The 13,167-nt window shown below is 69.8% G+C and carries 11 protein-coding genes; 6 read left to right on the top strand and 5 right to left on the bottom strand.

Annotation, left to right across the window (positions count from 1 at the left end; all coding sequences use genetic code 11):
• Window positions 1-362: 362 nt before the first annotated feature.
• Window positions 363-1,352, top strand: a complete 990-nt coding sequence (locus ACWCPW_RS50705; protein ID WP_449768455.1) for a hypothetical protein — start codon at window positions 363-365, stop codon at window positions 1,350-1,352.
• A gap of 397 nt (window positions 1,353-1,749) precedes the next feature.
• Here ACWCPW_RS50705 and ACWCPW_RS50700 read toward each other — a convergent pair whose 3' ends face one another.
• Window positions 1,750-3,750, bottom strand: a complete 2,001-nt coding sequence (locus tag ACWCPW_RS50700; protein WP_449768454.1) for a hypothetical protein — start codon at window positions 3,748-3,750, stop codon at window positions 1,750-1,752.
• A 253-nt stretch (window positions 3,751-4,003) separates the two neighbouring features.
• Window positions 4,004-4,938, bottom strand: a protein-coding gene (locus tag ACWCPW_RS50695) for an IS5 family transposase (protein ID WP_449768453.1) whose coding sequence is annotated in 2 segments (ribosomal slippage) — window positions 4,004-4,597 and window positions 4,600-4,938 — 933 coding nt in all. Because the reading frame shifts where the segments join, the coding sequence is not laid out codon by codon here.
• Between the two features lie 392 nt (window positions 4,939-5,330).
• Here ACWCPW_RS50695 and ACWCPW_RS50690 point away from each other — a divergent pair.
• A complete protein-coding gene (locus ACWCPW_RS50690) occupies window positions 5,331-6,005 on the top strand; it encodes a GNAT family N-acetyltransferase (RefSeq protein WP_449768452.1) in 675 nt (224 codons plus the stop codon).
• Window positions 6,006-6,242: 237 nt separating this feature from the next.
• Here the strand turns inward: ACWCPW_RS50690 and ACWCPW_RS50685 are convergent, their stop codons facing one another.
• Window positions 6,243-8,087: a hypothetical protein gene (locus ACWCPW_RS50685; RefSeq protein WP_449768451.1), complete on the bottom strand. Its 1,845-nt coding sequence runs from the start codon at window positions 8,085-8,087 to the stop codon at window positions 6,243-6,245.
• A gap of 285 nt (window positions 8,088-8,372) precedes the next feature.
• On the opposite strand from ACWCPW_RS50685, the gene ACWCPW_RS50680 reads away from it, so the two are divergent.
• The 4 genes from ACWCPW_RS50680 to ACWCPW_RS50665 all read left to right on the top strand — a co-directional run bounded on the left by ACWCPW_RS50680 (window position 8,373) and on the right by ACWCPW_RS50665 (window position 11,878).
• Window positions 8,373-8,948 carry a TIGR02391 family protein gene (locus ACWCPW_RS50680; protein ID WP_449768450.1) on the top strand — a complete coding sequence of 192 codons (576 nt, stop codon included), beginning with the start codon at window positions 8,373-8,375 and terminating at the stop codon, window positions 8,946-8,948.
• Between the two features lie 665 nt (window positions 8,949-9,613).
• Window positions 9,614-9,784, top strand: a complete 171-nt coding sequence (locus tag ACWCPW_RS50675; protein ID WP_449768449.1) for a hypothetical protein — start codon at window positions 9,614-9,616, stop codon at window positions 9,782-9,784.
• Between the two features lie 88 nt (window positions 9,785-9,872).
• Complete coding sequence (locus tag ACWCPW_RS50670) at window positions 9,873-11,078, top strand: JmjC domain-containing protein (protein WP_449768448.1); 1,206 nt, start codon at window positions 9,873-9,875, stop codon at window positions 11,076-11,078.
• The gene (locus ACWCPW_RS50665; RefSeq protein WP_449768447.1) at window positions 11,015-11,878 is read left to right on the top strand and encodes an aldo/keto reductase; all 864 of its coding nucleotides are present in this window, start codon (window positions 11,015-11,017) and stop codon (window positions 11,876-11,878) included. The genes ACWCPW_RS50670 and ACWCPW_RS50665 overlap by 64 nt, the downstream gene beginning before the upstream one ends.
• Here the strand turns inward: ACWCPW_RS50665 and ACWCPW_RS50660 are convergent.
• Both ACWCPW_RS50660 and ACWCPW_RS50655 read right to left on the bottom strand, forming a co-directional pair.
• On the bottom strand, window positions 11,863-12,714 hold the full coding sequence (locus tag ACWCPW_RS50660; RefSeq protein ID WP_449768446.1) for a hypothetical protein: 852 nt from the start codon (window positions 12,712-12,714) through the stop codon (window positions 11,863-11,865). The two genes, ACWCPW_RS50665 and ACWCPW_RS50660, sit on opposite strands and share 16 nt — an antisense overlap.
• A gap of 216 nt (window positions 12,715-12,930) precedes the next feature.
• Window positions 12,931-13,167, bottom strand: a 237-nt coding sequence (locus ACWCPW_RS50655) for a DUF3732 domain-containing protein (protein ID WP_449768445.1), incomplete at its 5' end; no start/stop codon positions are given.

Here is a 13,167-nt window from a genome sequence, read left to right as displayed (position 1 = left end):
GCGGAAGGGCGACCACTTCACCGCCTTCCTCGGACTGGCTGCAGCCCTGACCTGCTACAAGAAGCTCGCGCAGCTCTCCATATGAGACGAGCTCTTAGTAGCCAGGCATCGAAGTAGTCCATAGTCTGGTGAAGGGCGCAGGTTGGTCCGTCCTCGATCGGAACCAAGCTCACGTTTATGCTGAAGCGCCCCCGAATCACCGGAATCTATTACCTGAGGACCAACGTCGTCACCAGCGTTGGATAAGCCTCGATAGAGTTGCCAAGCGGGTCCGACGGAACGCTGCCGTAGGGTCCCCGGATCCCCTCGGGCCAGGCTGCCCGTCGATGGTGTCGCATGGGTTCTCGAAGGGGTGTGTGCCGGTGGATGGTGAGGGTTTCGAGTGGGAGTGGCAGGAGGATTGGTTCGAGCGGGCTCCGGGGACGGATCAGGATGTGCGGGTGGTGGTGGCGCAGATGCCGCTCGACGTTCGGGATGGATTCCGCTACGCCCGGGTGCCGTTCGCGAGGTTCACCCGTGAGCCCGACCTGCCGGGCGAGTTGGAGCGGATGCGCTCCGCGGATCCCGCCACGGCGCGGGAGGCGGCATCAAAGTTGTGGGGTGCCATGTTCCATCAGGGGTGTCGTTATCCGGTGGGGGCGCTGGCGGTGCCGTTCCTGCTGCGGATCGCGGCCGACCCGTCCACCCGCGATCGACCCTCGGGCCTACGGCTGTGTGCGTCGGCGGCCCGCCGCACCTTCTGGGACGACGGAACCCGGGCCGGTCTGCTGCGGGTCGCGTACGCGGACGACGACGTGCGTTACGGCTCGGACGGCTACGTGCAGAACTGGGCGATCCGGGCCGCCCGTGACGCGGTCGCCGCGGACGCGGGCGTCCTGATTGCTCTGCTCGACGACCCCGACCCGCTGGTGCGGGAGATGGCCGCGTACGTCCTGGCCGCGGCCTCCGGTCGGGCCCGGGAGATCTCCACCGCCCTGCACACACGCCTCGACATCGAGGAGGACGCCCGTGTGCGCGCGGACTTGGTCCTGACGATTGCCCAACTGGCCCACGAACACGACCCTGGCGACACCGCCGTCTGGACCTGCGCCCTGTGGTCGGACCCGACCCGCCCCCCGGAGGTAAGGGTCGGCGCCGCGTTGGGATGGCTGTGCCTGGTTGACGATCCCGTTCCCGACACCCTACGCGCCTTGATCGAGGAGACCGTCACCCCCGAACTCCACCGATTGCTGTCCCCCACGCCCTGGATGAAGCAGGTCGACGACACCGGAGTCGACGGGTTGTCCCACACCCTGTGGCAGATGCTCGACCCCGACACCTGGCCCGGCCCCGCCCCCGAACCCATCTTCTAGGGAGATGCGCCATGTGACCGGTGTGGTGGCGTGTTGGTCGGCATCGTTCGGCAGGAGTGATGGGCCTGTTCGGAGGGTGACTTGGCCGGGACCCGGTTGCTGCGAAGCGCCACGTCGGGTTCCGACCGGCCTTCCCACTCGCGGTGCGGTCCACGCGGACGAGAACGGCTTCGGCCGCGCGGTGCCGTTGCAGCCGGAGACCGCTGCTCCTGTCCCCCCGCGGGGCGCGGCGCGCACGACACGCCGTGAGGCGAGTGCGCGGCTCGCGCGGGGACCCGCCCGCCCTTGCATCGATCGGTGCCTCGGTGCGGGCGGGCGGTTCACCGGAACGGCGCTGGGGTGCCCGCCGCAGTGTGACGCGAGGGGACGGGTGGATTTGCGTTTCCGTAGGGCGGTCTCAGGTTCGAAACGGCGTGCGTTCGATCGGTTTTCCGCCCCACATGTGAGCGTAGGGATGGCATTCGGGGCATTTGTAGAACCCGCCGTCGGCGGCGGATCGCCAGCGGGCTCCGATGTTGCCCGGGAAACTGTCGCCGTCGCATCTCCCGCACCACGGTGGGATCCGGGCCGGGGGCGGTTCGGGCTTGTCGAAGTGCAGGACGTGGCCGTAGTAGAGGCTCGCGCCGGGGATCACTCCCATGGTGAAGTCCTCGACGACGTCGTCGTCGACCGGGAGGCGACGGGCGGCGGCGGCGACCGCCAGGCCTGCCGATTTGCCGCCGACGACGGGGGACAGGTCGTGGAACAACTTGAGGAGGTCGCGCCCGAACCCGGCCAGGAGTGCGTGCCCGCTCGTGCCGCAGTCGCACTGGACGGCTTCCGCGTGCATCTCGACGTGGCGTTCGAGCAGTTCGCGGAAGTCCTCCCCGTCCCAGGCGTCCATGTTGGCGCTCAGCCAGGTGAACGCCCGATCCCCGTCGAGTTCGCACGTCCTTTCCTCGTCCTCGTCCTCGTCCTCGTCCTCGTCCTCGTCCTCGTCCTCGTCCTCGTCCTCGTCCTCGTCCTCGTGGTCGGCGTCGCCGTCGCGTTGCGTCGGCAGGACGATCGGCGGCGGCAGGGAGGCGACGAGGTCGGGCACGCGGACGGTGTACGGATCCACGTCCAGGACGGCCAGCAGCAGCGTCCGTGTGAGCGGGGCGAGTTCGAGGTGCCACGAGGCCGGTTTGACGTGGTGTTTCGGGTCCGCGGTGGCCTTCTGCACATCGGATTCGAGCTGATTGACCGCGTGGACGGTCATATTCGGCTTCGGGGCGCGGGGGTGCGTCTGGGCCGCGACGGCGCCCTTCTGGACCGCCCGCCAGGCGAGCATCATCAGGTCGGCCATCGGCCGCACCGACGCTCCGCGCCGGGCGGCGTCCCGCAGCCGCACCCGATGGTTCTCGGGTACCGGGGGCAGGTTCCGTCGGGTCAACTGCTCGGCGAAGTAGCGCAGCACCTCGTCGGCCATCACCTCCACGACCAGGGTGATCAACTCCTTCCGGCGCCCGGCCGTCATACCGGTGGGGTCGAGCCGTTTCGTCAGGTGCGCGTCCAGGGCGGTCGAGGCCGAGATCGGATGGGACCCGTGCGGGCTGTAGTGCGTGGCCCTGGCCGTGTAGTAACTCCCCGTCAGCTCGGCCGGTTGCACCTCCTCGTAGACGCCCTCGGCGGCACGCAGCGCCTTGTCGAACGAGGCCGGTTCCCACACGAACGCGTCGACGCTCGACGTGGTGTGGATCGCCAGCAGGCCGGCGTGCACGGTCGAGGCGATGAGGTCCGCCTGCTCGTCCGCGGCGGCGGACAGGGACACGGGCCACGTCGACAGCGGGGCGATCAGGCCGGCGTCGGGCGCGTACCGCAGCAGCGCCAACGTCACCGTCTCCTCCCGCACACCCGCCTCGGGAATCGCGTCGGGCACGGCGGCGTCGGCGTACTTGCGGGTGAGGAGGTCCCGGCGGGCGCTCTCCCACGCCCGCCGCGCCGCGTCGCACCGGGCCTGGGTGTCCGCCCGGGCCTGCGCGGCCTCGCGGCTCGCTTCCTGCCGCGCCTGCCGCACGGGATCGTTGAACCTGTCCAACTCGATCCGGGCGTCCGTGTCGCAGTCGACGCAACTCTCGCTGCCCCGCCGCCCGAGGCGGTACACCCGCTCGAAGGCCGCGCGCGAGGACAACGTCAGCGGCCCGCCGCATCGCGCGCACGCATGCCCGGGGACCACGGCTTCCGCCGACGTCAGCGCGATCATGCGCGCGTCCGGTGCGATCCCCGACACGGTCTCGGCCCAACGCGTCGTCTCCCCGAGGCCGTAGGAGACCCACGTCCAATAGCGGGAGGCGATGTCCACCTCACGGGCCGAAGCCTCCGCCCGGACGGTCACCACCGGGGGCGTCATCCTCCCCGAACCGCCGGAGCCCTCGTCCATCACGGGCCTCCCTTTCCCCGCAGGCTCCCGCCGGCGGGTGTCGTGCCCGCCGTGCGGGCGCCCCGCGTCGCTTCACCCCACGCCGCCGTCGGGACTCTCCCGGACGGCACAACCGGCCGACGGCCCGCGGCCACGAGTGACCCACACGCGCACCGTCGTGCCGCGTGGGGGGCGACACGAGCCGCATCGTAGAGGCCGGATCCATGCAGAACGGAAGCCGATGATCCGAGTGGGTTAGGTTCTGTCCTGCGGATCATGTGCGGAGCCAGATGATCAGGGCCGCGAATATGACGGTGCCATGGAAGACGTAGCCGCGTTTGTCGTACCGGGTCGCAACACCGCGGAACTGTTTCAGGCGGCCGATGGCGCGCTCGACGACGTTGCGTTTCTTGTAGCGTTCCTCGTCGAATCCGGTGGGTCGTCCTCCGGCGGAGCCGCGCCTTCGACGGTTGGCGATTTGGTCGTCGGGTTCGGGGATGGTGTGTCGGATCTTGCGTCGCCGCAGGTGGCGGCGGTTGTCGCGGGAACTGTAGGCCTTGTCGGCGCTGACGCTGTCGGGTCGGGTGCGGGGTCTGCCCGGCCCGACCCGCGGTACCCGAACACCTTCCAACACGGCCTCGAACTGCGGACTGTCGCCCCAATGGCCGGGTGTCGGGACGAGGGACAGCAGACGGCATCTCCCGTCGGCGCACAGATGGACCTTGGTGGTGAACCCGCCTCGGGACCGGCCGAGTTGCTCGCCTTCCGCACCACCTCCGCCAGGCGGTCGGCCAGGCCCCGCAGCACCGTCGCGTCCCGCTCGGTCCGATTCCGGGCCCCCTTTTGGGCCGGGAGCGGCGGCGGGGCGACCCGCGCGCCCGCCGCGTGGGGGTGCGCGCGCACGGTCGAGGAGTCGACCGAGACGTCCCAGTCGATGCCGCCCGCCGCATCGGCCTTCGTCTGGATCGCCCGCAGCAACCGCTCCCACGTGCCGTCCGCGGACCAGCGGCGATGCCGCTCGTGCACCGTCTTCCACGGCCCGAACCGCTCCGGCAGGTCACGCCACTGCGTCCCCGTCCGAATCCGGAACAGCACACCGTCGATCACCTGCCGGTGGTCACGCCACCGACCGCCCCGACGGCCCACCTCGGGCAGGAGCGGCCGCAGCCACTCCCACTCCTCATCCGTCAAATCACCCCGACCATCCACGATTAGTACAACGATCAGATGATCCGCAGGACACGCCCTAAACCACCCGCCCCCGCACCCCGGCGATCCGCGCCCGTGCCCCGGGACACGGCCCTCGCCGCACACACGACCGCACGCGTGCCGCCCCACGAGAAGACGAACGAACCCGGGACCGCCCCGCGAATCGGCTACGTTCCTCGCCCCGGCATGACCTCCGCCCCACCGTCGATCGCCGTATCTCCCGCCGGACGAACGACCCGAGCGGGCAGCGCCGACCGGCGCCGTCGGTCAGGCGCCCCACCCTCGCCTTTCGGACTGTGATCCGTTCGGGAATCACCGGGCCGCAGTTCGTGGACGCCCTTGAGGAACACTCCGCGACCCGCGTGTCGGCGCCGACTCCCACACTGACGGGCATGGCACCCACATCGAACCTCGACACCGATCACGCCGAAGAGCCTCGGCAATGGCGCATCCGCCCGCTGACCGACACCGCCACCGACAAGGCCGAAGTGGCCGAGGTTCTCCAGTCGGCCGTACTGGCCACCCCGGAAATCGTCGACCTGTACGCACAGCCCTCCCACGAACGCCCGCACTGGGCCGGGTGGGTGGCCGTCGACGCCATGAACACCATCATCGGAGCCGCCCTCGCACAAGGCGGCGGCGCACGACGGTTCCCCGGCACGATCAGCCGACACATCGCCATGCTCCGCGCCGTCGCGGTCACCCCCGAACAGCGCGGACACCACATCGGCAAAGCCCTCGCCGACACCGTCGCGCACCACTACCGCACCCTCGACTGCCTCCTCCACGCGTTGATCGCCGACCCACGCACCGACCTGAGCACCACCTACCGCGCCTGGGAATGGCACGTCAGCGAACTCGGCACACCGCTGCTCCTGGACCTGGGCCGCGATCGGCACACACCGATCACGGACGTGGTCCCCCATCCGCGCACCGCGTGGGTCGCCCTGACGGACGAGGTGTACGCCGACGAGCGCGGTGTCGTGTGCGGTGTACCGACCATCGACGAACTGACCCGCGCCCGCCTTCAGACCCGTGCAATCCGTGCTCGAGGGGAGCAGCGATAACGATTTCGGCGCACGGAACCCCAGACACCGCCACCGGCCGCACCGACACCACCACGAACGCCTGCTGCGCCACCGGCTGGCGCGGATCGCCGCAAGTGACCGCAGGATCGACCAACGGATCACCGCATGCGAACGGGAACTCGACGACGGACCCGCGCCCACGGGAACACAGTGTCCACCCGCCGCTGCGCAGCGGCGGTCCCCCTGCCACTGTCGTGGTTCGCCCGCCTGGATGGACTACATCTCCCAGCGTCGTTCAGGTCGTTCTGCCCAGGCCCAGTTACCCCGGGAGTATCGCGCCGGGCCGCCGCAACCGGGGCAGGACGGGGGACCGTGCGTTTCCGTCAAGGGGACGAACGTGTTGTGCCCGCAGTCGCCGCATCGTGACTCGAGCCCGCGTTCGGCCCACCCCACCGAACACAACAACTCCAGGACCTCGGGCACCTCTTCGCGGTGTTCGCGCAGTCCTTGGTCGGATTTGAGTTCGGCGACCGAGCGGTGCGTCCTGCGGACGCGTCCGCCCCACGCCTGGGCCAGTTCGATGAGCGCGGCGTCGTCGCTGTCGTTCCTGCGGGCTCGTTTGAGTTCTTTGAGCAACTCTTTGGAACGCTTGGTGTAGAGCGCGATGATCGCCTCGTAGACACCCGGTTGCAGCAGGACACCTGGATCCTGCCGAGCGACCACGCCCTCGGCGATGCGCCCCTTGTCGGACAGTCCCCACTCCTCGGTCGCGTCGCCCAGCAGGCGGCGAGCGGCTTCGACCGGCTCGGGCACCGTCAACGGGAGTGAGAAGCTACTCGTGCCGATTCGGGCCACCTCGATCCGCCCCCGATGCCAGCGGGCGCCCAAACTGATCATGTCGGCGACACCGGGGCGCTGCGGCAGCCCCTCGAACGCCGAACTGCGCAGGCGCACAAGCACGGAACCCAACAGTGTGCTGTCGAACACCACCGGTGAGGGGATCTCGATCGTCGTGCCTCCGGCGTAGAAGTGGGCGTCGACCTCCGTCGTCAAACCCCACGATCGCGTGTGCAACAGCCAAGCGCGGGGATCCCGGTCGAGAGCGAACGTGACCGGTCCACCGGGCTGCGTGAACCCGCTGGGTGGTTCCGGCGCGTCCTTGGGCGTCAGCCCCAGGGACTGGGCGAAGGCGTGCAACTCCTCGTGGGGGATGCCGGGACCGACCACGGCCACCTCCGAAGAACGTCCAGCAGACGCCCGCGCGAAACCCACCAGCTGCTCGGCGAACCCGACCCAGTGTTCGACACCGGCGCGGGGCAACAGGAACACGTGCGAGTGCGCCAGGATCCGGGAGCGCAGAGCCCGCAGATTCCAGAACCACGCGCAGGACCGGGTGTCGTCCGGGTCGGCGACGACGAGGGTGATCGGACCGCCTGCGAGCGCGGTGACTTCCGCGCCGTGTTCGCGGAACTGCTTCGTGGTGCGTTCCAGCAGGGTCGCCCCGTGGAGCTGGGCGGGGCCGATCTCCGCGTCGGTCATGGGCCTGCGCACCGCACACAGAGACCGGGCCTGCTCGAGGACCTCGTCGTCGAGGTCACCCGCGACCGCGACCTGCCACAACGGGGCATGCTCCTCGGCCACGACCAAACCGACACCCCCTGCGTCGGCGAACACGGCGCCCCAACTGCACGGAGCCAGACCGAAGTCCTCGTCGTCGATACCGGCAATCGGAACCAGAGGAAGCCCCACCAGCCGGGCGACCGACGCGGCCCGCCCGGCCTCGACATTCACGTTGGCCGCAGCCTGCACGTCCGCCGCCTCGATCACGTTCCGGACATCGTTCGAGAGCCCGCCCTCGACCCCGACCTCCACGATCGGCTCGGTGATCCCGCCCCACCGCGTGCACGCCTCGCGCACCGCGCGACGAAACCCCTCCGCGCTCCCCTCCGCGACCAGGTACACCACACGCGAAGGCAACACCGCCACGTGCACGGGAAACTGCCCGAGATACTCCCTGCGCCGCACGAGCACCCGCTCCCATCCGTCGCCGGCGGACCCCGAACCGGCAGCGACGATCGCCTGCAGGCCGACCCGGCCCGCCACCGATGAAACGCTGGTCATCCCGCCGATCGTGCGGTCACGTCGGGCATTTCCCCGAGTTTTGTCGCAGCAGTGGATCGACGACGTCCGGCCACGGCATGGTTGCTCGACTGGGCGCTCCGCCGAAACCAGCCACTTCCGTGTCGAGCCGCCCCTACGCTTCGAACGTGGACCACGCCTACGCCGTCGAGAAACTGACCCAATTCGTGGGCGGCATCGACGCCCACCTGGAAGAGATCGATCGAAGCGGCCCATACCAATGGCCTGAGGCATCGGACGAACTGGAGCTTCAGGAGGTGCGCGCGGTTGATCGAGAATGCCTACGTACCCACCCTCGGCGACTACGAGCCACCGGGAAACCCACGCGAGAACTGGGTGGTGGCACGGCACGCGGCGATCCAGGCCCTGGGACGCGCGCGCTCCCAGGACGAGATCACCGCTTTCCTTCGCCCGACGTCTCCCTCGCTCACCGCCGACTCGCTGCACTCATGGGTCTGGGAGTCCGCGGCCCCGCTGTGGGCGGCCGACGCACACCAGGACGCCGTCCTGGCAGCCGCGCGCACGATCAACCGCCGCCTGCAGAAGAAGCTGGACCGCCACGACATCGGCGAGACCGACCTGTGCCTACAGAGCTTCGACACCAAGGAACCGGCACCCGGGAAGCCCAGGTTGAGGTTCCCCGGCGACCGCAGCACCCCCACGTGGAAGGCCCGTCAGGAAGGCGCAAAGTTCACCACCGCCGGCGCATACCTCGCGATACGAAACCTCGCCGCCCACGAGGAAGCCGTTGGTTGGGAGGAACAGCAGGCACTCGAGTATCTGGCGACGTTCAGCGTGATCGCGCGATGGATCGAGGAGTGCACAGTGGACGCGGCCACCTGAGCGATCGATGTCGACGAAGAAGACGCCGTCACCCGAGGCACTGTATTCGACCTTCGAGGTGTCGGCTCCCCCCCGCGAGCATGTCGAACCTGCGGACGGAAGGACACGAACATCGCCATCCCCTGCGCGACATAGCCGACGACCCATACCGATGCGGCCCCCGGTCTGAGGAACAAGACCGGGAGCGCCGCCCCGCCGTCACCTTCCTTCGCCGCGCCGTCGACTGCCGCTGGGCCGCCTTCCGTCTTCCGCCGCCGTGACGGTTTCGACGTGTCCGCATCGTACGTCGAGACTCCCGGACGGTTCCCGACAGGCCACCGCAGCCGTGACCGCGGTCTCCCACGCGCCCTTGCCGCGCTGCGGCCGCCCGACCGCTCGCCCCTGCCGCTGCGCCGTCGTAGCCGATGTCTTCGCGGCACGCGTCTGGAGATGCCGGGTCGTCGTCGGGTTGGTGTGACGGGCGGCCGGTCGGTCATCGGGGTCGGTTCGGAGGAGCGTCCGTCCGTGGGGTGTTTCGGGCCGGTTGTTGTCCGGTCGTTGTCTTGTGCCCGGATGGGTGAGAGCGGAGTATGGCGAGGTCGGTGCTCGCTGATGGTGTTCGAGCCTTGACGACACGTCACATCGCATTTGGTGTTGCCCGCCCGTTTTCGGAGGGAGTGACCCGCATGAGTGATCCCCACCCGGCGGCCGCCCGGGATGTCCAGGACGATCTGCTGGTCGCGGTCGAGGCGTTGGCGAGTGTCCACGACCGCAACGACAGTGACCGTTCGGATCCGCCGCCGGACGCCACCGGTGACACACAGCCGGACGGTGACGGCCTCAATCACCCCGAATAGTGGGGGTGTTCCCGCACGCGGGGCCGCGCGGTGGTGCGTCGCGCGGCCCTTCTTCGTCCCTGGACGCGTCCCGCCCCGAGGAGGAGTCGTGGAGCACCGCCTGGTCACCGCCGTGGAGAAGGCCCTGGGTTGGGACGGCCCCGCCCGGCTCGGCCGGGACTTCGGCCGCGGCCGCGTGGAGGACACCTCCCTCCCGGAACGCCTTCTGACACCGAACAGGCTGCTGGACCTGGTCATGCGCCGCAGCCTGGACAACCCGCAGTTCCGATGTTTCCGCGACGGCGAGGAACTGCATCCGAAGGCGTACTTCTCCCAGGACGTGAACCGGCGGGGTCAGAGCATCCGCATGGTGAACATGCGGCGACTGGGTGATCTCCTGGACGGCGGGGCGACGTTGGTGTTGGACGGGGCGAACGTGTTCGACGCGACGTTGGAGGTGGCGTGTCGAGCGATGCAGTGGTGGTCGCGCGAACGCGTCCAGGTCAACGTGTACGTCACCACCAACGACGCCTCGGGGTTCGATCTGCACTGGGACGACCACGACGTGCTGGTGGTGCAGTTGGCGGGGGAGAAGGAGTGGGAGGTGCGCGGCGCCTCCCGGGTCGCGCCGATGTTCCGCGACGCCGAACGCAACCACGAACCCGCACGAGACGGCGTGTGGTCGGGGACGATGCGCGCCGGCGACGTCATGCACATCCCCCGCGGCCACTGGCACCGCGCCACCCGCGCCGGCCGGGGCGCCGGACACAGCACGCACATGACGTTCGGGTTCGCCCAACGCACCGGTGTGAACTGGCTGGATTGGCTGGCGGACCGGTCTCGCGAGGACGAGGTCTTTCGCCACGACCTCGACCGCTGGGGAGCGCCCGCCGACCGCGACCACCAACAGGCGGAGCTCCGCGCCGCGGCGGCGCGCCTGATCGACGCGCGCGACCCCGGGGACTTCCTCGCGGAACGCGAACAGGACGCGGTGGCCGCCCGGCACGTCCCGTTCCTGGAGATCTTCGCCCCGATGAGCGCGGTGGTGTGCGTCACCGACTTCCCGCCCCGCGTCGCCGTGGTCGACGACACGGTCGAGATCACCGCCGCCGGGAAACGTCTTACCCTCACCACGCGAGCCCTGCCCGCCGCGCGCCGACTCCTCAGCGGCCATCCCGTCCGTCTCGACGGCGACACCCCCGCAGACGACCCCACCCGACGGCTGGCGGAGATCCTGACCCGGGAGGGACTGTGCGCGACGCTCACCCCCGAATTGTTCTCGGGCTACACCGATCTCGTCACCGACGCCCCCTGATCCAAACCGCGCTGGATCTGGGCATCGACGCGATCGACACCGCCTACAACTACGCCGATTTCACCTCTCACACGCGCCTCGCGAACACCGTCCGCGACCTGCTGCCCCGCCTCACCGTCTCCACCAAGGTCGGCTTCTTCCCGACGTCGGGGCACGCGGAACATTCCCTCGACCCCCACCGGCTGCGGGGCGCGATCGAGCAGACCTGCCGCGACCTGGGCATGCCACCGGACACGGTGTTCCTCCACAACCCCGAACGCTCCCTCACCCGCCTTGCCTCGCCACACGCCCGGCGGTCCCTGACCGCGGCATGCCTGGTCCTCGAGGAAGCCGCCGCGGCCGGGCTGTGCCGGACCTGGGGAATCGCCTCGTGGGACCCGCGAGCCCTGCCCGCAGCCTCGAGCGCGGACATGCCGGTGCCGCGTGCGCTGATGGTCCGGGCGGGACTGCTCGCCGGGGTCCAGGTGCTGGACGCCGCAGACACCCTCGCCGCCCGCTGGGACCTGACCCCCGCATCGGTTCGGGGCATGAGCCCGTTCGGCGGCAGTATGACCGACCCCGTGTGGGGCGGCGTCGACCCCCGCATCTTCCTCGCCGCCCCCGAGAAGGCGTCCCGCGTCCAGGCGGCGCTGCGAGTGGCCCACCACCTGCCCCGCGTGGACACCGTCGCCGTCGGCTCCGACGACCCCGAACACCTGAGTGAACTCGTCCAAGCCCTCAACCACGAGATCGACACGGGCAAAGTCGCCCGCTACCGGGCCCTGCTGGGCGAACGCGCCGCCCGTCAGCGGGCCGTCTGAAGCTCCTCTACCAACTTCGCGCTTTCGCGTCGCGCCGGCTCCAGGAGCGGGTCGGCGGGGTCCGCGTGACGACCCACGACCTTCGCGCAGAAGAACAGCGCCATCAACCGCCCCGACCGCGACTCCAGGTCGGCGCGCCGCTCCGCGCGCACGTGCTCGGCCAGAGCGGGCAGAGCGAGGGAGTTGCCCCACAGCGTCGCGGCGTCCAACCCGCGGGGCGCGAGGCCCCAGTCCTCCCAGTCGAGGATCCAACACCGGGGGCCGGTCAGGTTCGCCCAGTTCAAGTCGGCATGCGCGGGCACCCACTCGTCCAAGGCCGGGTCGATCCGGTCACCGAACGTCTCGCGGATCGCCCGCGCCACCCCGTCCGCGGTGATGGTGACCGTGTCCGGTGTCGCCACACGGGTGGTGTCCTGCGCGGCCAACGCGTCCAACGAGGTGTTGAGCGTCGCCCACCACGCCCGCGACAGGTCGGGGTCCACCACCAGTCGGCCGCCGGGCTTCACCGGGGTCTCGGTGACCAGCTCGGTCTCGTCGACACGCCACATGGCGTCGGCGCCGGTCTCGCGCCACGACATGCCCGCGAACCACTCCGGCTTCGCGATCCCCGTCAACACGGCCGCACTCTCGACGCCGTTCCAGCCCTGACCATCGATCCGCTCCAGGGCACGGCGCTCGATCCGCACCCACGTCCCCCGATCCGTGGCCGCCCCCACCGACCGCCGCTTGCGCACAACCGACCCCCGGTCCAGCCGCACCCGCAAGCCGTGCTCGACCAGATCCAACGCTTGTTCGACCGGCTCCACCCGCAGGTCGACGACATTCCCAGATCGCATGACACGAACCTAACCACCACCACCCGCGAGCAGACCCCGCACAGCTCGCAAACCGCCGGAGACGCCCACTTCGCCGTCGTGTTCAGGGACGAGTCCGGAGCCTACGAGTCGTGAGGGGTGCTGCTCACGAAGTCCGCATAAGGGCAACGAGATCGCCGACGGCGACTTTGTCGACGATCCCATCGGCGCGGAGGCAGTCTGTGGCCATCGTCGAACTCATGCACACGGGGCGGGGTTGTCGTCGAGCCAGGTGGTCGGGATGAGCTTTTCGCCGTTGCGCCAGTTGTAGCGGACGGACTCTTGGTACCAGCCGTGAGGCAGGTCCGCGTGGTCGCTGACGATCATCTGGAAGCCGGGGGAGAGTTCGTGGACGACCTGATGCATGAGTTCGAAGAGGCGAGTGACCGTCACGCGGTCCTCGTCCAGGGCGAGGTCTTCCAGTTGCCCCCTCTG

It is taken from the genome of Embleya sp. NPDC001921, from assembly GCF_053594475.1.
This window is presented reverse-complemented; position numbering and strand designations above follow the sequence as displayed.

What these genes read in the sequence shown, in the direction of transcription:
- ACWCPW_RS50700 (WP_449768454.1), bottom strand. Translation starts at nt 3,750, where the DNA reads ATGGACGAGGGCTCCGGCGGTTCGGGGAGGATGACGCCCCCGGTGGTG.
- ACWCPW_RS50690 (WP_449768452.1), top strand. Translation starts at nt 5,331, where the DNA reads ATGGCACCCACATCGAACCTCGACACCGATCACGCCGAAGAGCCTCGG.
- ACWCPW_RS50685 (WP_449768451.1), bottom strand. Translation starts at nt 8,087, where the DNA reads ATGACCAGCGTTTCATCGGTGGCGGGCCGGGTCGGCCTGCAGGCGATC.
- ACWCPW_RS50675 (WP_449768449.1), top strand. Translation starts at nt 9,614, where the DNA reads ATGAGTGATCCCCACCCGGCGGCCGCCCGGGATGTCCAGGACGATCTG.
- ACWCPW_RS50660 (WP_449768446.1), bottom strand. Translation starts at nt 12,714, where the DNA reads ATGCGATCTGGGAATGTCGTCGACCTGCGGGTGGAGCCGGTCGAACAA.